At 35.3% G+C, this 18,832-nt stretch carries 18 protein-coding genes; 15 read left to right on the forward strand and 3 right to left on the reverse strand.

The window, feature by feature from the left end:
• Window positions 1-64: 64 nt before the first annotated feature.
• The 12 genes from RBU59_RS00085 (at window position 65) to RBU59_RS00140 (ending at window position 13,280) form a co-directional block, all read left to right on the forward strand.
• The gene (locus tag RBU59_RS00085) at window positions 65-2,533 is read left to right on the forward strand and encodes a U32 family peptidase (RefSeq protein ID WP_308145857.1); all 2,469 of its coding nucleotides are present in this window, start codon (window positions 65-67) and stop codon (window positions 2,531-2,533) included.
• Window positions 2,534-2,602: 69 nt separating this feature from the next.
• Window positions 2,603-3,952, forward strand: a complete 1,350-nt coding sequence (locus RBU59_RS00090; protein ID WP_308145858.1) for an FtsW/RodA/SpoVE family cell cycle protein — start codon at window positions 2,603-2,605, stop codon at window positions 3,950-3,952.
• A complete protein-coding gene (locus RBU59_RS00095; protein ID WP_308145859.1) occupies window positions 3,912-5,459 on the forward strand; it encodes a peptidoglycan D,D-transpeptidase FtsI family protein in 1,548 nt (515 codons plus the stop codon). The genes RBU59_RS00090 and RBU59_RS00095 overlap by 41 nt, the downstream gene beginning before the upstream one ends.
• A 164-nt stretch (window positions 5,460-5,623) precedes the next feature.
• A complete protein-coding gene (locus RBU59_RS00100) occupies window positions 5,624-6,076 on the forward strand; it encodes an NUDIX hydrolase (RefSeq protein ID WP_161839305.1) in 453 nt (150 codons plus the stop codon).
• Window positions 6,077-6,168: 92 nt separating this feature from the next.
• Window positions 6,169-6,861 carry a response regulator transcription factor gene (locus RBU59_RS00105; RefSeq protein WP_308145860.1) on the forward strand — a complete coding sequence of 231 codons (693 nt, stop codon included), beginning with the start codon at window positions 6,169-6,171 and terminating at the stop codon, window positions 6,859-6,861.
• Between the two features lie 270 nt (window positions 6,862-7,131).
• A complete protein-coding gene (locus RBU59_RS00110) occupies window positions 7,132-8,064 on the forward strand; it encodes an ABC transporter ATP-binding protein (RefSeq protein WP_308145861.1) in 933 nt (310 codons plus the stop codon).
• The gene (locus RBU59_RS00115) at window positions 8,048-8,824 is read left to right on the forward strand and encodes an ABC transporter permease (protein WP_308145862.1); all 777 of its coding nucleotides are present in this window, start codon (window positions 8,048-8,050) and stop codon (window positions 8,822-8,824) included. The genes RBU59_RS00110 and RBU59_RS00115 overlap by 17 nt, the downstream gene beginning before the upstream one ends.
• A 228-nt stretch (window positions 8,825-9,052) precedes the next feature.
• A complete protein-coding gene (locus RBU59_RS00120) occupies window positions 9,053-9,955 on the forward strand; it encodes a sensor histidine kinase (RefSeq protein ID WP_308145863.1) in 903 nt (300 codons plus the stop codon).
• A 181-nt stretch (window positions 9,956-10,136) separates the two neighbouring features.
• Window positions 10,137-10,892, forward strand: coding sequence for a 30S ribosomal protein S2 (rpsB, locus tag RBU59_RS00125; RefSeq protein ID WP_308145864.1), 756 nt, complete (start codon window positions 10,137-10,139; stop codon window positions 10,890-10,892).
• A 168-nt stretch (window positions 10,893-11,060) separates the two neighbouring features.
• Window positions 11,061-11,987: a translation elongation factor Ts gene (tsf, locus tag RBU59_RS00130; protein ID WP_308145865.1), complete on the forward strand. Its 927-nt coding sequence runs from the start codon at window positions 11,061-11,063 to the stop codon at window positions 11,985-11,987.
• Window positions 11,988-12,730: 743 nt separating this feature from the next.
• The gene (locus tag RBU59_RS00135) at window positions 12,731-12,859 is read left to right on the forward strand and encodes a hypothetical protein (protein WP_308145866.1); all 129 of its coding nucleotides are present in this window, start codon (window positions 12,731-12,733) and stop codon (window positions 12,857-12,859) included.
• Between the two features lie 241 nt (window positions 12,860-13,100).
• The gene (locus tag RBU59_RS00140; RefSeq protein WP_308145867.1) at window positions 13,101-13,280 is read left to right on the forward strand and encodes a hypothetical protein; all 180 of its coding nucleotides are present in this window, start codon (window positions 13,101-13,103) and stop codon (window positions 13,278-13,280) included.
• Window positions 13,281-13,368: 88 nt separating this feature from the next.
• Here RBU59_RS00140 and RBU59_RS00145 read toward each other — a convergent pair whose 3' ends face one another.
• Entirely contained in the window at window positions 13,369-13,836 is a 468-nt protein-coding gene (locus tag RBU59_RS00145) for a MarR family winged helix-turn-helix transcriptional regulator (protein WP_308145868.1), read from the reverse strand.
• 162 nt (window positions 13,837-13,998) lie between these two features.
• Between RBU59_RS00145 and RBU59_RS00150 the strand changes: the two genes are divergently transcribed.
• Window positions 13,999-14,874 carry an SDR family NAD(P)-dependent oxidoreductase gene (locus RBU59_RS00150; protein ID WP_308145869.1) on the forward strand — a complete coding sequence of 292 codons (876 nt, stop codon included), beginning with the start codon at window positions 13,999-14,001 and terminating at the stop codon, window positions 14,872-14,874.
• Between the two features lie 201 nt (window positions 14,875-15,075).
• Here RBU59_RS00150 and RBU59_RS00155 read toward each other — a convergent pair whose 3' ends face one another.
• On the reverse strand, window positions 15,076-16,398 hold the full coding sequence (locus RBU59_RS00155; RefSeq protein WP_308145870.1) for a LysM peptidoglycan-binding domain-containing protein: 1,323 nt from the start codon (window positions 16,396-16,398) through the stop codon (window positions 15,076-15,078).
• A gap of 193 nt (window positions 16,399-16,591) precedes the next feature.
• Here RBU59_RS00155 and RBU59_RS00160 point away from each other — a divergent pair, with 193 nt between their 5' ends.
• Window positions 16,592-17,212, forward strand: a complete 621-nt coding sequence (locus tag RBU59_RS00160; protein ID WP_308145871.1) for a cupin domain-containing protein — start codon at window positions 16,592-16,594, stop codon at window positions 17,210-17,212.
• Between the two features lie 286 nt (window positions 17,213-17,498).
• Window positions 17,499-17,699: a hypothetical protein gene (locus RBU59_RS00165; protein ID WP_334307740.1), complete on the forward strand. Its 201-nt coding sequence runs from the start codon at window positions 17,499-17,501 to the stop codon at window positions 17,697-17,699.
• A gap of 224 nt (window positions 17,700-17,923) precedes the next feature.
• Here the strand turns inward: RBU59_RS00165 and RBU59_RS00170 are convergent, their stop codons facing one another.
• A complete protein-coding gene (locus RBU59_RS00170) occupies window positions 17,924-18,325 on the reverse strand; it encodes a rhodanese-like domain-containing protein (RefSeq protein ID WP_308145872.1) in 402 nt (133 codons plus the stop codon).
• Between the last annotated feature and the right edge of the window lie 507 nt (window positions 18,326-18,832).

Genomic DNA, 18,832 nt, shown 5'->3' on the forward strand with positions numbered 1-18,832 from the left:
TTTGCTACAGCTCATTTTTTAAACTTACACTCCAACGAACAGTGAGTGGGGAAATGGAGATACAATGAGAAATATCGAGATTTTAGCTCCGGCAGGTTCTTATGAAAGCCTGGTAGCGGCAATTAATGCTTCCTGCGATGCCGTTTATATCGGTGGAACCCAATTCGGAGCAAGGGCTTATGCTGATAATTTAGAAGCAGAGAATATGTTACAGGCGATTGATTACGTTCATATACATGATAAAAAAATCTATCTGACGGTTAATACTTTATTAAAAAACAGTGAGTTGGAGAATAAACTGTATGAATATATTTATCCATATTATAAGCAAGGTTTGGATGCAGTTATAGTACAGGATGTGGGTGTGATGCGGTTTTTACATGAATATTTTCCGGATTTACCGATACATGCCAGCACACAGATGACATTAACCATGGCGGAAGGTGCAGAAGTTTTAAAAAAGATGGGCATAACCAGAATGGTTACTTCCAGGGAATTAGGTCTTAAGGAGATACAAAATATCAGGGAGCATACGGATTTAGAAATTGAATCTTTTGTTCACGGAGCTCTGTGTTATTGTTATTCCGGTCAATGTCTTATGAGCAGTATGATTGGCGGGAGAAGCGGAAACAGAGGCAAATGTGCTCAACCATGCAGAATGCCGTATCAGTTTACAGAGAATGGCAAGAATCTATCCGGTGCAGATGAAAAATATTTATTAAGTCCCAAAGATATCTGTACCATAGATATGATACCTGAACTGATTGAAGCCGGAATTGATTCCTTTAAGATCGAGGGCAGAATGAAACGTCCGGAATATACTGCAGGTGTTACGGCAGCTTATCGAAAATATACGGATAAATACTTGGAACTGGGCAAAGAAAAGTATAAATCTTATCTGACAAATCACAAAAGTGAAATTGAAAAAGATATGATAGATTTACAGGATTTATATAACCGTGGAGGATTTACCGGGGGTTATTATGCAAAGAGGAACGGCAGATCCATGATTTCACTTAAGAGACCTAACCATAGCGGTGTATTTATCGGTAAAATTGCTGATTTGAAAGGAAATAAAGCCACCATTCTGTTATCCGAAGATGTAAATGCACAGGATGTAGTGGAAATCAGGAATTCTTCAGAGAATCTTTATGAATTTACCGTTAAAACAGATTACAAAAAGGGAAGCAGACTAGAGACAAATTTTAATAAAGCTTCTAATATTAAACCAGGTAATGTTGTTTATAGAACTAAAAATAACAAGTTATTAACCGAGTTTGCCAAAGAGTATTTAAGCGATGAAAAAAAGATACCTATTTTCGGAGAATTAATCGTTTTTGCAGGCAAAACACTAATATTAAAACTGCAATGCAGGGATACGTCCGTACAGGTAGAGGGAGAATTAGTAGAAGAGGCAAATAACCAGCCAATGACAGAGGAAAAACTTAGAAAGCAAATTCAAAAAACCAATGATACACTGTTTTTGTTTCAGAATTTATCAGTTACTCAGAGTGGCAATGCATTTGTTCCGGTACAAAAACTAAACGAATTAAGGCGTACCGGACTGGCTGAATTATCATTTGCTCTTGCTGCTAAATATCAGAGAAATGATTTCTATAAACAAAAACCGGTTCAGTTACGCAATGAAACGAATCAGTTTAATGGTCAATTGGGTATCAGTGTAGCAGTAAGTAATAGGGAACAGCTTATGGCAGCTTGTGAAAGAAAAGAAGTCACAAGTGTTTACCTGGAAAGTGATGCCGTTCCAATACAGAATTTATTGGAATTGACAGAAATTATTTGTGAAAATGGGAAAAAATGTTATGTGATTTTACCCCATATATTCCGAGCAGCTACTTATGAATATTTTTTACAGAATAAAACTATATTGACAGACAATACTATAAATGGATATATTTTACGTAATTTTGAAGAATATTATTATATTACCAAGGAACTTAAGGACCTTAATAAATACAAAGAACTGATAATGGATTATACCCTGTATGTAATGAATCTACAAGCAGCACAGTTCTGGAAAGAAATGGGTATTAATAAGTTAACAGCACCCTTGGAATTAAATTATAATGAACTTAAGGAAATGTCAGGAACCTATTACGATATTATAGTTTATGGCAGTATCCCTCTGATGGTATCTGCTCAGTGTTTAGCCAAAACAATATCTGGAGGTTCTGACAATAATTATGTGAAAACCAGTGAGGTTCCATGCTGCAAAAAGGAATTTAGCAGTATGGAGCTGGTCGACCGTTACAAAGAAAAACTTCCTGTAAAACGTCATTGCAGGGAGTGTTATAATACAATTTATAACAGTAAACGATTATCCTTACTCTCCAATGAAGATGAAGTAAAGGAATTAAAGACAAGAAATATACGTTTGAACTTTACTTTTGAATCCTATGAGGAGACGAAAAAGATTCTGAGGGCATTTATTGATGTATATCAATATAGCAGCAGGGATTTTGGTGAAATAAAAGAATTCACACGAGGTCATTTTAAGCGCGGAGTAGAATAAACGATTCGCATAAATCACAAGAAGCCATTTGACCGGATTCAGCTAATTACATTAAAGGGGGTGAGTACTTTGGTAAATATAATTATAGAATTTTCAAAATACCTTAATATTATATTAATTGCCATATATACTTACTATGCTTTTCGTGTATTCGGTTTCAGCGATAAAAAGAAGCAAAATAAAACTTACCGGAAAATGAGTTATATTATATTTAGTTTTCATTTTATATGTTATCTGATACTTTATCTTACAACTAAAAATGTAAAAGTAGTTTTTTTATATGGTCTGGAATTAATAGCACTGATATTGGTTCTGACGTTATACCAATGGATTTATGTGAATCTGTCAAAGCAGATACTTCATAACATGCTGTTTTTATTAACCATTGGTTTTGTGATGCTGACCAGATTGTCCTATGACAAAGCTATAAAACAATTTATGATTGCTTCTGCAACCTTAGTGATATGCCTGATAATCCCCTTGTTAATAGACAAAATGAAATATTTATCCAGATTGGGTTGGGTTTACGGTATTGTCGGCATCGTAATGCTTTTATCCGTACTCCTTTGGGGTGTGGAGAATTACGGTGCCACAAACTGGATTCGTATTGCCGGTTTTACCTTTCAGCCTTCTGAATTTGTGAAAATATTATTTGTATTCGGTATCGCGTCCTTATTATCCAAAAGAACCGACTTTCGTTATATCGTATGTGTAACAGCCCTAGCAGCATGTCATGTATTGATTTTAGTTTTAGAGAAAGACTTAGGCGGGGCATTGATTTTTTTCATAACTTATCTGGTTATGTTATTTGTAGCAACATCGGAACCTTTGTATTTCTTTTCCGGATTATTGGCAGGCTGTGCAGCTTCCTATTTGGCATATCACCAATTTTACCATGTAAGAGTAAGGGTTATGGTTTGGCGTGATCCCTGGTCTTTGATTGATAACGAAGGATATCAGGTATCACAATCCCTTTTTGCCATCGGAACCGGCGGATGGTTTGGAATGGGGTTATTTAAGGGATTGCCGACCAGCATTCCGGTTGTAGACAGTGATTTTATATTTTCTGCCATATCGGAAGAAATGGGTGGGCTATTTGCAGTCTGTCTTATTTTAATCTGTATCAGCAGTTTTATTATGTTTATTAATATTGCCATGAAACTAAATAATACCTTTTATAAACTGATAGCATTAGGATTAAGTATTATCTATATTTTTCAGGTGTTTTTATCTGTAGGAGGAGTAACAAAATTTATCCCTTCAACGGGTGTTACCTTTCCGTTAATTAGCTACGGAGGTAGTTCCATATTGAGCAGTATTATAATGTTTAGTGTGATTCAGGGACTTTATGTTTTGGGTCAGGATAGGAATGATAATATTGAAAAAAGAAAAAGTAAAAAGAAAAACACAACTGAATAAAAGAAAAAAAGATTATAAATCAGATCAGCTCATAGGCGGTAAAAATGTTGATGATGCAGAACGGAATCAACCTGAGGAGAAGCCGGGAGCCACGAAAAAGGAACAGACCAATAAAGAAATAATGTTGGTTACTTATATTTTCATTGGTTTGTTAGTGCTCGTATTAGCTTATATTACTAAATTTATGATAAGCGATAGTTCTGAGGTCATAAATAATGCATATAACGGTAGACAGGACCTTTTATCGGAACAAATAATACGGGGAGATATCATTTCTTCTGATGATAAAATCTTAGCACATACCGTTACAGAAAAAAACGGAAAGGAAAAGCGTGTCTATCCTTATGGAAGTATGTTTACACATATTGTAGGAAGATTTTCTAAAGGTAAGACAGGACTTGAAGCATCTGAGAATTTTCATCTGTTAACTTCTAATAATAATGCGATCAGTAAAATATTTAGAGAATTATCCGGTGAAAAAAATATAGGCGATAATATTATTACCACGCTGGACAGCGAACTGCAGAAAGCTGCTTATAATGCACTTGGTAATTATAAAGGCGCTGTTGTTGTTACGGAACCAGCTTCCGGTAAAATTCTGGCAATGGTATCAAAACCGGACTATGATCCAAATAATATTGATACTTTATGGGAAGACTTATTGGAAGACAGTGATAATAATTCAGCACTTATCAATCGAGCTACCCAGGGATTATATCCACCCGGTTCAACCTTTAAAATTCTTACTGCATTAGAATACATGAAAGAAAACCCGGATTATAAGAAATATACTTATAACTGTGTTGGAAAAGGTAAATTTAATAATGTGACCATAAATTGTTACAATAACAAGGTTCATGGAAAAGAAGATATCAAAGAGTCTTTTGCAAAATCCTGTAATTCTTCCTTTGCCAATATCGGAATCACTTTAGATATATCATCATTTCGCAAATTATGTGACAGTTTTTTATTTAACGCGCCACTGCCAACAAATCTGGTATATAATCAAAGCAGTTTTGTCTTGACTAAAAAATCTTCAAAAACGGAAATACCGCAGACGGTTATCGGGCAGGGAAAAACGCAAATAACACCGCTTCATAATGCTCTTATTGTTTCAACAATAGCCAACGGCGGTGTTATGATGAAACCTTATGTTGTTGACCATATTGAAAATCAAAACGGAAATATAATAAAAAAATATATGCCTGAAATATACAAAACAATAATTACACCGGATGAAGCGGGTATTTTAACTGACTTCATGACGGAAGTAGTGAAACATGGTACGGCAACTTCTTTAAAGAATGATAATTATACCGTGGCGGGTAAAACCGGTTCCGCTGAATATAAAGAAGATAAACCTGCCCATGCCTGGTTTATTGGATTTGCACCGGCAGAAAAACCTGAAATAGCAGTTAGCATTATAGTTGAAAGTGTTGGTACAGGAAGTGAATACGCCGTACCAATTGCATCTGATATATTTGAAACTTATTTTAATAATAAGTGATTTTATGACAAAGAATTTAGGGGTATGTTATAATTGTATAAAGTAAAACTCTTGGTAGCCTGGATATATTTGTTAGAATTGCATAAATATTAGTTGAACAATTATGTAAAATGATGTATACTGTTAATAGGAAATCGACTCACCAAAATACAGGAGGAATTGCGATGATTGAGGCAACGAGCTGTGGCGGTGTAGTTATATTCAGAGGAAAGATTTTACTACTGTATAAGAACTATAAAAACAAATATGAAGGATGGGTTCTGCCAAAAGGGACTGTGGAGGAAGGCGAAGAATATAAGGAGACAGCCATACGTGAAGTAAAAGAAGAAACAGGAACGGATGCTTCTATTATTAAGTATATTGGAAAAAGTCAATATACATTCAGCACACCGCAGAATACAGTAATAAAGGATGTTCATTGGTATTTAATGATGTCTGATAGCTATTACAGCAAACCACAAAGAGAAGAATATTTTATGGATTCCGGATATTACAAGTTTCATGAAGCATATCACATGTTAAAGTTTTCCAATGAAAAGCAGATATTGGAACGCGCTTATAATGAATATGTAGATTTAAAAAAAAGTAATCTATGGGGTAACAAAAAATATTTCTAAACAATTTGATGGAGCAGATCAAATTTATGATTAAAATTAATACGAATTAAAAGACAAGCCCTTGTGCTTGTCTTTTTTAAAGGGGAAAGAGTATGTATAAAGTGTTAGTTGTAGAAGATGATGAGGATATTAATAGAATCTTAAAAAGATATTTAGAAAATCATGGATACCAGGCTTTTAGTGCTTATTCAGGAACAGAGGCCAGGCTTTTAATGTCAATGGGTCATTATGAACTGATTCTTCTGGATCTAATGATACCCGGAATAACAGGAGAAGAACTGATTAAAGAAATCAGACAAAAAGATAACACTCCGATTATTGTCATTTCCGCGAAAAGTACATTGGAGGATAAAGTTAATACATTAAAAAGTGGTGCCGATGATTATATAACAAAACCTTTTGCACGGGAAGAAGTTCTGGCCAGAGTAGAAGCAATGCTAAGGAGAAGCGATCGTCCCAAGATAAATAATGGGAATGTTGAGGTTTACACTTTTAAAAATTTAATAATAGACCCAAAATCAAGGGAAGTAACAGTAAATGGAAATGAAATTACCCTTACAGCATTTGAATTTGATATTTTATTATTGTTAGTAAGAAATAAAGAGCAGGTATTTACAAAAGAGCAATTATACCAGGAGATCTGGCAGAATGGTTATTATGGTGAAGATAATACAATAAATGTCCATATCAGTAATATCAGAAAAAAGGTTAAAGAATTCGATGATATTTCTTACATTAAAACAGTCTGGGGAATAGGATTTAAAATGGATACGGCTGTAATGTGAGAAAAACGTATCTTTATACTTTCTTTAAACTTTATTAAGTACTTATTAAAATGAAACAGGTATGATAAACAGGTAAGGAAAACAGTTTTTAGGGTAATTGCGAAACAATATAGTTATTTAAATATTCCATACAATTCATACGAATTTTATATCTTCCGTTGCCTTTAAGGGCAAGATTCAGCTCTAAAATTGTATAATTGCATGTCATATAATTGCAAATTTTGAGTTTCGCAATTGGCTAATATAACAGTTTTTGTGAAAGGAGAAAAAATGAGGAACATAGTATTAACAACGAAAAACCTTACTAAGAAGTATAATAACATACCTGTTTTAAGCGACATTAATATGGAATTAAAGCAGGGTGAAATCTATGGTCTTGTTGGTAAAAACGGTGCAGGAAAAACTACGCTGCTAAGGCTTATAACAGGCCAGACATTTCCAACGGAGGGAGAAATATCTTTGTTTCATGTTTCGGGAGAAAAAGCGTTAAACAAAGAAAGAAAAAGAATAGGTGCTATTATTGAATCACCGAGTTTCTACTCTTACCTGAGTGCGGAACAGAATCTGGAATACTACCGGGTTCAAAGGAGTATACCGGGTAAGAATTGTATTAAGGATGTTCTAAAAGAAGTCGGTTTATCTGATGCAGGTAATAAAAGGTATAAAAGCTTTTCCCTGGGCATGAAGCAGAGACTTGGAATTGCTCTTGCACTTTTAAATAATCCGGAAATTTTACTTTTAGATGAACCGATTAACGGATTGGATCCTTTTGGTATTGTAGAGATCAGAAATTTAATGTTGAAGTTAAGCCACGAAAAAAATATTACCATATTAATATCCAGTCACATATTATCTGAGTTATCTAATCTTGTGACCAATTATGGATTTATTCATAATGGAATTTTACTTAAACAGTTATCCCATGACGAATTATCAAAAGAATGCAGCAAATATCTTGAAGTCAGAGTGGATCAGGTGGAAAAAATGACTGCTCTGTTAGAAAAAGAGTTAAGCTGCACCTCTTACAAAGTTACACCGGAGTATGCCATTCGGATATACGACTATTTAGACCGCCCGGCGATCATAAGCCGTCTGGCAGTCAATTATGGCATTGAACTTAATTCCATTCAGGTTCAGGAAATGAATCTGGAAAATTATTTTATTCAGTTAGTAGGAGGTTTAGAAAATGGTACCATATATTAAAAGTGAAGTTTATCGTTTGATACGATATAAATGGATTTATGTATTTATAATTATTTGTTCTGGCTTATTGTTAAGCTCTAATATTATATTAGCTGCTGTAAAGTATGCTGACAGCAGTTTTATATGGGCAAATACTTATTTTTCCTTTTCCAATGTTTATAACAGTATGGTAATGGTTTATATCTTATGTATCATGGTTTCAAACATGATATTTGGTAATGAGCATACTAACCATACTATGAAAAATAGTATTTCATACGGTATTTCAAGAGGTACCATTTATTTTGGAAAACTACTGGTTCAAATGGTTTATTCTCTTATAGCTTTTACAATCATTATTGGAGTGCATGTAATTAGTGCTTATCTTTTGCTGGAACATTCCGGTACCAGCGAATTAATCATGCTGATAAGGTCTTGTACAGCTTGTACGCCCTTATTGCTGTTCGGGTTAGCAGCATCCAATTGTTTTGTATTTAATATCGAAGGTTCCGGAGCGGTAGCTGCTTCCAGCGGGCTAATGATAGTATTACCCCTGGTCAGTAATATGTTGGGAATGAGATTTCGAATGTTTGCTGAATTAAGTAAGATTTTACCATGGAATATCATGAATTATTCCAGTTATGATCCTGCCCTTAAGCAACTTTTCATGTATTGGAGTACTAATTCCGGTTATCTGAAATGCTGGATATATGGAATGATACAAATGGCTGTTATCGCAGTAATAGGATATTTCTGGTTTAGAAAAAAGGAGATTAAATAGGTAAGATTTGAAATTATATCATATCAGAGTGTTTGGAACAATTATTTTATTGCGGTGAAATATATAGATAAGAAATAAAAACATATAGATAGATTATATAGATAAGAAAATTATTTAGATAAAAAATAAAATCATATATAATATATCATAAAATTTCTGTGCTACGGAATAGATGTTAGAATTAAGTATTATAAATAAAAAAATCTTTTTGACAGGAGGATAGGCCGGATGTTATATATCATAATTGGTTTAAGTGTATTATGTATTTATTTTGCGGTTCGTTTTATAATCCTTAGTCGGTCAATCCAAAATACCGCAGAACAGATGGAAGAAATCCAAGCTATAAAAGACAGTAATCGTATATTAAAGGCTATATCAACAGATAAACCCATGGAAAAACTTTTGCAAAGGATTAACATACTCTATGATTCCGGACAGAGGGAAAGAATCCAATATCAAAGAAGGGAAACACAGATCAGAAAAGAGATTGAGAATATCTCCCATGACTTGCGGACGCCTTTAACCTCAATAATGGGATATGTGGATCTGATACAGGATCCGTTGTCTACAGAAGTAGAAAAAGAAGAATATTTGAATATCATCTACAAAAGAGCAAAAGTGCTCCAGGGTTTTATTGAGGATTTTTATGAGTTATCCAGAATGGAGGGCGAAGAGTATCCGGTTCATTATGAAATAATATCTGCCGGAACTATTTTAAAGGAAGTTGTGGTTTCATATTACCAGCAATTTGAAAAAAAAGGTATTCAGGTTGATATTCAAATAGAAGAAAAACCATGTTATATTATTGCCGATAAAATACAACTTAACCGGATCTTTAATAATCTGATTCAAAATGCTCTGAAATATACGAAGTCTTTTTTTAGATTAAAACTTTATAGTGCCGAGGAAGAATGTATTATTCTATTTCAAAATGATCATAATTTATTAAAAGATGATGAGATAGAGCATATATTTGACCGATTTTACACCGGCGATGAAACACGGAACGGGCAAAGTACCGGTCTGGGACTTACCATTGCAAAACTTCTTACGGAAAATATGAAAGGTAAAATTTCTGCAAAGATTAAGGACAATCTGTTTACAATTGAGATAAACTGGAAAATAAAATAAATAAATTGGAAAATCAATAAAGAAAATTGGAAAATCAATAAAGAAAATGCTTGCCAGATATTGAAACATGTGTTATAATTCATATGCTAAATTGCACGTATGTTGATTTTTGACACGGTGCCCACGGGGTCTGTCAAAAAAACGATACATACGGAAGAAATCAACCAAATGGAGGACAATTATGAGCGTTATATCAATGAAGCAATTACTTGAAGCAGGTGTACATTTCGGACACCAGACAAGAAGATGGAACCCTAAAATGGCAGAGTACATCTACACAGAAAGAAACGGAATCTATATTATCGACTTACAGAAATCTGTAGGAAAAGTGGATGAAGCTTATTATGCAATCAAAAATGTTGTTGCAGAAGGCGGTAAAGTTCTTTTCGTAGGTACTAAAAAACAAGCTCAGGATTCTATCAAATCAGAAGCAGAACGCTGCGGTATGTATTATGTAAATGAAAGATGGTTAGGCGGTATGTTAACAAACTTCAAGACCATCCAGAGTAGAATTGCAAGATTAAAACAAATCGAAACTATGTCCCAAGACGGTACTTTCGAAGTTCTTCCTAAAAAAGAAGTTATTGAACTGAAAAAAGAATGGGAAAAACTTGAGAAAAATCTTGGCGGTATTAAAGATATGAAGACTATTCCAGATGCAATCTTTGTTGTAGATCCTAAGAAAGAAAGAATCTGTATCCAGGAAGCACATGTATTAGGTATTCCATTGATTGGTATTGCAGATACAAACTGTGATCCTGAAGAATTAGACTATGTAATTCCAGGTAATGACGACGCAATCAGAGCCGTTAAATTAATCGTGGCTAAGATGGCAGATGCAGTTATTGAAGCAAATCAGGGTGTTCAGATGACTGACGCTGCTGAAGATACTGTAGAAGCAGCAGAAGAAAACGCAGAAGCAATAGTAGAAGCATAGTGTTGATTCAGCCGCCTGCGGTTCTAGGAACAACGCATACATGCGTTTATGTACACAAAACATGAAATTAATGCATGTTTTGGTACGTAGATTAACTCGAAATTCTGTGAACTTCTTCAGTTAACTGAATAGTTACAAAGCATAATCAATTAATGGAGGTATATTAACATGGCTATTACAGCAGCAATGGTTAAAGATTTAAGAGAAATGACCGGTGCCGGCATGATGGATTGTAAAAAAGCTCTCGCCGCTACCGAAGGTGATATGGATAAAGCAGTAGAATTCTTACGTGAAAAAGGTCTTGCAGCGGCTGAGAAAAAAGCTGGAAGAATTGCAGCAGAGGGTGTCTGCGCAACTTCTATCAGTGAAGATGGCAAAACTGCAGCTATTGTAGAAGTTAACAGCGAAACAGATTTCGTTGCTAAAAACGAAACATTTAGAGCCTTTGTTACTGCTGTTGTTAATCAGGCAGCAAAAACAACTACAACTGATATCGATGCATTTTTAGCTGAAAAGTGGGAATTAGATTCCTCTAAAACTATTAAAGAAGAATTATCTTCTCAGATTGCAATTATCGGTGAGAATATGAACATCAGAAGATTCCAGAAAGTTGTTGCAGAGAACGGATTTGTTGAATCCTATATCCATGGCGGCGGAAGAATCGGTGTTTTAGTTGAAGCAGAATGTGCAGTATATAATGACGCAGCAAGAGAAGCAGCTAAAAATATTGCTATGCAGATTGCAGCTATTTATCCTAAATATGTTCAAAGATCTGAGATTCCTCAGGATTATATCGAACATGAAAAAGAAATTTTAAAAGCACAGGCTATGAATGAAAACACCGGCAAACCAGAAAATATCATTGAAAAAATGATTGAAGGCCGTTTAAACAAAGAACTAAAAGAAATTTGCTTAGTTGATCAGATCTATGTAAAAGATGGTGACTTAACAGTTCAAAAATATCTTGATGCTGTATCTAAAGAACTTGGCACTCCTATTGCAATTAAGAGTTTCGTACGTTTTGAAACAGGTGAAGGTCTTGCTAAAAAAGAAGAAAACTTTGCCGATGAAGTTGCAAAACAAATGGGAATGTAATAAAAGCTGAAAGGCAACTTCATCGTAGGAAGCTTGCAAAACAAATGATAATTTAACTTAATATTTAAAAGAGAGTTTAAACCACCGGAAACTTAGTTTCCGGTGGTTTTCTTGCGTTTTTAGGGTATCGTAAAATACCGCAGGTTTTCGGGGCAATGCTTCGGTATATCTGAATATGGTTTTTGGTGGTTACTATCAGATGGTGAATGCCGGTAATATTATCGCGGGAAATTTGGGGGGTAAGGACGATATTCTTAGTCAACAAGAAATTTTAAAGCAAGCCGAAGAGATAGGGCGAAAACTAAACTGACTGTACTAAATAGTGATAGGTTATATCGTATGGGCCACGGGCGGTAGCATGGTTCCGGAAGATGTGATGAAGGAATATATCCGCAAGGGAGAGAAGGGGTAGAAGTTCCCGGTCTGCAAACATGTTACAACAGTATTACGAGTAAGTCTCTCAGAACCTTTAAACTGCAAGGCCTTGAGGGACTTTATCGGTATTGGTTGAGTATTCTGCACATTAAAAGTCTCGGGGTATATCCCATGAGTTGACTACTTCAGAATCCCTATTCTCCGTGTGTTTGCGTGCAACTTATGGTATAAGTCTTTATATATTGTGCTTCCCTCGTAGAGGTTCTACACATAATACCTGCGGTACTATGCCGTTGTTCTTAAACCACTTTTTAGTAAGGGAAAAAATCATTTTAATTGGAGGACACGGCAACATTGGGACACACTTGATGGAGAGATGGATACAGGCCGATCCGAAGGTGGGGTTTATTAGTATCTTCCGCAGCGGCAGGCCGGAGAAGCTTCCTGCAAGTCTTACCGATACAAAAAGGTATAATGGATTTCGGTGTACATTTTAAATGTGGATTCCTATATTGGCAAAGTGCCGGAGCATGCCGATGCCATTGTGGATTTAGTCGGTACGGCCACCGTAAATGGCGTTTAGACATTTTAAAAGCTGAATGTCGAGCCTGTTAAGGTTATGATTAAACTCATGGATCGCTTGTCCATTCCAAGAGACTACTATATCTTCGGAATTATTGAAAAATTGGAGGTTGGTAGGGGTCTATACTGACGATTGCAGCTCAGGTAAAAACAAAAATGATTTCGAAAAAACTGCTAAAGCTTTGTGAAAGCAGAAAGGTTGATGTAATAATGTGTAGTACCCAAACGGATTTACCTGAAAAGACGATGCTGTTAAATGAAATTGGCATTCCTATTTATGTTCTGGAGGAAAGCCGGATAATTGATCATAAAACGGCGGATGATTCGTTATATTGATTAAGTGTTCTAGACCTGCCAAGCTCTCTGTGGCAGGTCTTTTATTTGTTTCAGTAGAAACCTGCACTGTTCTTGGGTTACCAATCATCTATTTGGTGTCATATCCGTTAAAACACCTGAGCATGTAAACAAATGATTCAAGGTCTGAATCTTCCCATTTTGAAATGCGCTTATAAAACTCTTCTTCTTTTTCCTTAATAGCCTTTAACGCTTTTTCACGGCCTAGTTCTGTTAAAGATAACAATACACCGCGGCGGTCTTCCGGGTGAGTCTCACTTTTAACATAGCCTAGGTGTTTCAGCTGGGCAACAAGGCGGCTGACGGAGCTTCGATCCATAGCAGTTGATTCGGCTAAAAGAGTAGCAGCAGCCGGTCCGTTGGACAGAAGCCAACGGACAATCAGGAAAGCAGCCGGTTGTAATGTCGGATCAAAAACGGCTGCCGTTCTTACATTTAGCGCATGTGATGCACTAAGCAGCGCATTTAGCTGGTCGCCAAGGCTTAGCTCAAGCTGCATTCTTGATGAATCCGGTTTTGTAACGATATTTTCTTCCATAGATTTACCTCACACGAATATACTTGACATATGTCAAACAATATTATATACTTGATATATGTCAAGTATATTCGAAGTTTTGATTCGTGTCAAGTAGTCGAATGTCGTATCGTATACAGCAATAAACCTTTGCGTTTAGCACTGGGAATTAAGGAGGATTATATGTCAACATACCCAATTGCAGTAGTAACTGGTGCTACCAGCGGTCTTGGACAACTGGCAGCAATTGAATTGGCCAAACGCGGAAAACAACTGGTATTAACGGCCAGAAATGAAAAACGCGCGGAAGCCGCCGGAAATATTATAAAGGATGCTGTACCTGAAGCAAAAATAGACTTCTATTTCGGTGATCTGTCACTTATGGAGGACGTAAGAAGAATTGGGAATCAGATTAAAGCTGCACATCCCCAAATCGATATATTGGTGAACAATGCAGGACTGCATGGCTTTGAACAGCGAATAACCAAAGAGGGATTTCCTGAAATGATCGCCGTGAATTATCTGGCGCCATGGTTGTTAACACATACGCTATTAGATTCATTAAAAGCTTCAAAAAACGCACGAATAGTTAATGTCTCTTCCGAAGCATCACGCAATCATGGTGAACTTAAATTGCCAGTGGATTTAACAGATACTACAGAATTTACTGCCAGGGGTTCATCTATGCTTTATGGAAAGACAAAACTGCTTGATATTATGTTTACAGGTGAGCTTGGCCGTCAGCTTGATGGAACAGGAGTCACCGCCAATGCATTGAATCCTGGTTTTAATGTGACAGGTCTTGGCCGAGAATTAGGGTTTTCTTCTGTTCTTTCTAAAATATTGAAAACGCTGCATATAGGAGACCCGAGAAAAGGTGCCGATATCATCGTCCGTTTGGCGACAGACTCACAGTATCAGGGCGTGACTGCGGGATATTTTAACGTCGGTACCGGAAAATCCATTGTGCCTATATATCCGGGCGGCGACACCGCCATGCAGGATATTCTATGGAAGGCTACCAAAAGCTTACTGGAACTAAGAGGATACCTTAAATAAACACACCAACAGAGAGGCAGAAACACAGAATGATGCAAGAATTGGACTACAGAAAAATTAAAAAAGGACCGCTGTTGTTCATTATGATTTTAGGCGCATTTATTGCCGTGTTGAATCAGTCTATTATGAGCGTGACCATTCCAAAACTCATTACTGATTTTAATATTGAGACTACAACAGCAGGATGGCTGACTACAGCAATTACTTATGTAATAGTTGTTCTGGTTCTTGCAGTGATTGGAGGAACCCTGATAGAGAAGTTCGGTATGGAAAAGAATGTGGAAGAGTTCGCCACAGTTGTGGGAAGAAATTCATTGTATTCCAAATACCACATCCGTTCAGCTCAAATTCCAATACATAATTTACCCAGGCATCCATACTTCTTGCATCACAAAATCTTGCTATATATTCGTCTATTGAGATATATTGGAAATATGCAGAATTTGTATAGTAATCATATTGTATTTCAACGTTATTATCATAAGCAAGTTCAACAGCCGCGCTATAGTTGATTGCCATTCCCTTTGAAATCCCGGCCTCGTATGGAAGACCCCATAGATGGCCAATAGTTGATATACCGATCATGAGTTTTTCAGGAGGTATTTTCTGCGTCATATAGATAATGAATTGTCTTACGGTATCATTGGATATAATGCCGGTTGGAAGACCGGGAAGATATCCCCATTCGTATGATATCAACATGGTGTAATCTACCATCTGCCCAATTTTATCATATTCCAGCTCCTCATAGATAACATCCGTTAAAATCTCAAAAGCATTTAGACTGAAAGAGTTGAAGACTTTAATGCCTTCCTTGGAGATACGACTGGAGAATTTTCTCATAAACTCAACATACCGGCTTCGATCCTCCGGATAAATATAGGGTGTACTGATATTAACTCCATAATAGCCTTTGGATTTTAAGATTATTAATAGATTATCAATAAATTGTTCCTGACTTACCGGATTCATGAGAATCGTATGGGTTACATTGCTTTCTTCGGTCTGGCTTTCCCCCGCCACCACCATCATGATTGGCGCAGCCCCGAAAGCATTTGCCATCTGTATTAATTCTTCATCATCTATATTATAAATTTCCCCCTGTTCAGATACTCGGTAACTGAAGATTGTAAGATAAGTTAAGTAAGGTAGTATTTTTTTCAAGGTAGCTTGGTCGACAAAGGGATATACATATCCATTCACGGATATTGTAGCCTTTTTGGCATCCGCATAACTTATCACAAGCGTTTCTCCCTGATAAATATACTGCCGGTTAGATAAATAAGCATTATTTCGTAATAGTTGCATGACCGTAACATCATGTTTATCAGCAATGCTTCCTAAGGTATCGCCTTCCTGAACTGTATAGGTTATTTTCGGATATAAAATCACCAGGGTTTCACCCACAACTAATTTATCCGGATCACTTATTTCATTCTCAAGGAGCAATCTTTCCTGTAAAACCCTATATTGTTCTGCTATAGATTGGGTTGTATCTCCTTCTTGTACCACATGAATAATCATAGATACTCCCTCATGCTGTTAACTTATATTATTATATGATAACTGAAACAATGCGTACCTAAGCTATTAACTTTGGAGCCTACAATCTAACACTGTAAAGTAAATATTCTAAATGTTATTACAATTATAGTCATAGTAAACTTCATAAGTTGATTACATATAATGTATTATAAATTAATAAAGGGAAAATAGCATGAATGAAAACGGAAAATACTCATTCTATAATAATATAAACTCATCAAGAAATAACATGTATAATGAGAAGTGCCCCTCGGCATTTTATCTAAATTCTTATTATACTCAGACATATGACAATAACGTAAATTATATGAAGCAATTTCCTAATCAATATAATTCATATTTTTATGGGACGAAGCACAATAATTATTGTAATTGTTTTCATAAAACAACTGATTATGGACCGGAACCGTTTGTAGTTAATATAACAGAGGCTACTAAACAAAACAATACGTTTCGTACTGCTTTATGGACAGGAAACTATTTACAACTCACCTTAATGAGCATTAATTTGGGAGAAGATATAGGTTTAGAGATTCATCCTGATCTCGATCAATTCATACGTATTGAAGAAGGCCAGGGAATTGTTCAAATGGGAGATCGTAAAGATAGATTGGATTTTCAAGTAAACGTCTATGATGATTTTGTTTTTATCATCCCAGCCGGAACTTGGCACAATCTCATTAATACTGGGTGTACACCACTTAAATTATATTCAATTTATGCACCACCTCAGCACCCAAAAGGCACTATTCATGAAACAAAAGCAGACGCAGAAGAGGCCGAAAACGGATAATAAAAGATAATTCTAATAATCAGACCGATATCCGACATCCCTGAAATACACATAAAGTGAAAATTTAACCTTATGTATTTCAGGGATTTTATTATATACAGATTATTCAAGGTCTTTTCTTACTTTATTCCAGTATGGCTTATAGATAAAAATTGTGTGATACGGTCACAGATTTTTAGACAAGTTTATTTATTCTGGTGTTAATGGATCCGGAACTGTTTTTAAACAGTATAATATCGATGTACGCATAAATAGTGAAGTTACTGCAATCGATCGGAAAAATAAAATGGTAACAGTAAAGAATGCAGATTCAAATGAAGAATATACGGAAACATATGATAAATTGATATTATCCCCCGGAGCCTCTCCTTTAGTACCAAAGCTTCCGGGTATAGAAAACGTAAATATTTTTACGGTACGAAATGTAGTTGACATTGATGAATTAAATCAATTTGTAAAACAAAAGAATTGTAAGAAGAGGTATTGATTCAGTGCGAATGAAAATATTTTTGGTTTCTATTGGTTATAACCTTTATAAATATCACAATAAACAGATGAAGCTCCGAAGGACAGCCTAGTCTAAATATACGATTGTCTATGGGGATGGGGATTTATGCCCTTTTATAATCAACATGACTTCTTATTTCAAGGAAAAGAAGCCATGAAAAAATGATTACTCATTTTTTCACAGCCCCTTTTTTATAAGCAGATTTACTCAGTAACGATATCATATTCCCAATCAATGATACCACCAAAATCGTAGACCTTTAAGTATCCCAGTTCAACAAGGTCGGCCGCAGCAAGAGCGCTTCTTCGACCACTACGGCAATATACCAAGATAGTAGCAGATTTGTCAGTCAATGATTCTTCGGCCTTTTCTAAAATTTCAGTATCAGGAATGAGAATTGCGCCCTCAATATGACCTGTTTTATATTCTTCTTCTGTTCTTACGTCTAAAATAGTAATAGAGCTGTCATCATCCATCATTTCTTTTGCTTCTTTTGCAGTTAGTTTAGAATAACCAGAATAAGAAGAATCATTTTCTCTGCCACACCCGCTTAATGTAGTTGTGATGAGGATTAGTAATAATATCAATAAATATTTTGTTTTCATTCAAAATCCTTTCTTTAAACAATTGCAGATTCATAGGAGCGAATAAATATAGACGGTTTCAGATATGACTTTTTGTATAGTATATAAGTATAAAATTATAATATCTGTGACACAATCACATTCAAGCCAAAAAATGAATCCAATGATTTTATCTGGTACTACAACGTTTCATGAATTCTATGGATGATGGTTAAAGAAATTTGCTTAACTTTTTATACTATAAAAAATAATTTTTATCAAAGGAAAGTGTGCCAAAGGAGAAGAAAAGTTCTTACTGTTTATTAGATGAAATGAGAAAAATTTTATAAATATTATATTTTTATTGTTAATTATATACATGGAAATTATAAAATAAAGATGTTATAATTGGCATATGCTTAAAATTAAATAAGAAATGGACAAACAAAAGCGTTTCCCTTTTATAGGAGGGAAGCGCTTTTTTCTTAACATAAGACATCTGTCATGGGTAGACATCGCTGTTTAATTATAAAAAGAATTTATAAATTT

Origin of the sequence: Anaerocolumna sp. MB42-C2, assembly GCF_030913705.1 — a bacterium.
Taxonomy (GTDB): domain Bacteria; phylum Bacillota; class Clostridia; order Lachnospirales; family Lachnospiraceae; genus Anaerocolumna.

What these genes read in the sequence shown, in the direction of transcription:
- RBU59_RS00165 (WP_334307740.1), top strand. Translation starts at nt 17,499, where the DNA reads ATGGTAACAGTAAAGAATGCAGATTCAAATGAAGAATATACGGAAACA.
- RBU59_RS00120 (WP_308145863.1), top strand. Translation starts at nt 9,053, where the DNA reads ATGTTATATATCATAATTGGTTTAAGTGTATTATGTATTTATTTTGCG.
- RBU59_RS00155 (WP_308145870.1), bottom strand. Translation starts at nt 16,398, where the DNA reads ATGATTATTCATGTGGTACAAGAAGGAGATACAACCCAATCTATAGCA.
- RBU59_RS00145 (WP_308145868.1), bottom strand. Translation starts at nt 13,836, where the DNA reads ATGGAAGAAAATATCGTTACAAAACCGGATTCATCAAGAATGCAGCTT.
- RBU59_RS00100 (WP_161839305.1), top strand. Translation starts at nt 5,624, where the DNA reads ATGATTGAGGCAACGAGCTGTGGCGGTGTAGTTATATTCAGAGGAAAG.
- RBU59_RS00150 (WP_308145869.1), top strand. Translation starts at nt 13,999, where the DNA reads ATGTCAACATACCCAATTGCAGTAGTAACTGGTGCTACCAGCGGTCTT.
- tsf (WP_308145865.1), top strand. Translation starts at nt 11,061, where the DNA reads ATGGCTATTACAGCAGCAATGGTTAAAGATTTAAGAGAAATGACCGGT.
- rpsB (WP_308145864.1), top strand. Translation starts at nt 10,137, where the DNA reads ATGAGCGTTATATCAATGAAGCAATTACTTGAAGCAGGTGTACATTTC.
- RBU59_RS00105 (WP_308145860.1), top strand. Translation starts at nt 6,169, where the DNA reads ATGTATAAAGTGTTAGTTGTAGAAGATGATGAGGATATTAATAGAATC.
- RBU59_RS00160 (WP_308145871.1), top strand. Translation starts at nt 16,592, where the DNA reads ATGAATGAAAACGGAAAATACTCATTCTATAATAATATAAACTCATCA.
- RBU59_RS00170 (WP_308145872.1), bottom strand. Translation starts at nt 18,325, where the DNA reads ATGAAAACAAAATATTTATTGATATTATTACTAATCCTCATCACAACT.
- RBU59_RS00135 (WP_308145866.1), top strand. Translation starts at nt 12,731, where the DNA reads ATGGAGAGATGGATACAGGCCGATCCGAAGGTGGGGTTTATTAGTATC.
- RBU59_RS00140 (WP_308145867.1), top strand. Translation starts at nt 13,101, where the DNA reads ATGATTTCGAAAAAACTGCTAAAGCTTTGTGAAAGCAGAAAGGTTGAT.
- RBU59_RS00085 (WP_308145857.1), top strand. Translation starts at nt 65, where the DNA reads ATGAGAAATATCGAGATTTTAGCTCCGGCAGGTTCTTATGAAAGCCTG.
- RBU59_RS00110 (WP_308145861.1), top strand. Translation starts at nt 7,132, where the DNA reads ATGAGGAACATAGTATTAACAACGAAAAACCTTACTAAGAAGTATAAT.
- RBU59_RS00115 (WP_308145862.1), top strand. Translation starts at nt 8,048, where the DNA reads ATGGTACCATATATTAAAAGTGAAGTTTATCGTTTGATACGATATAAA.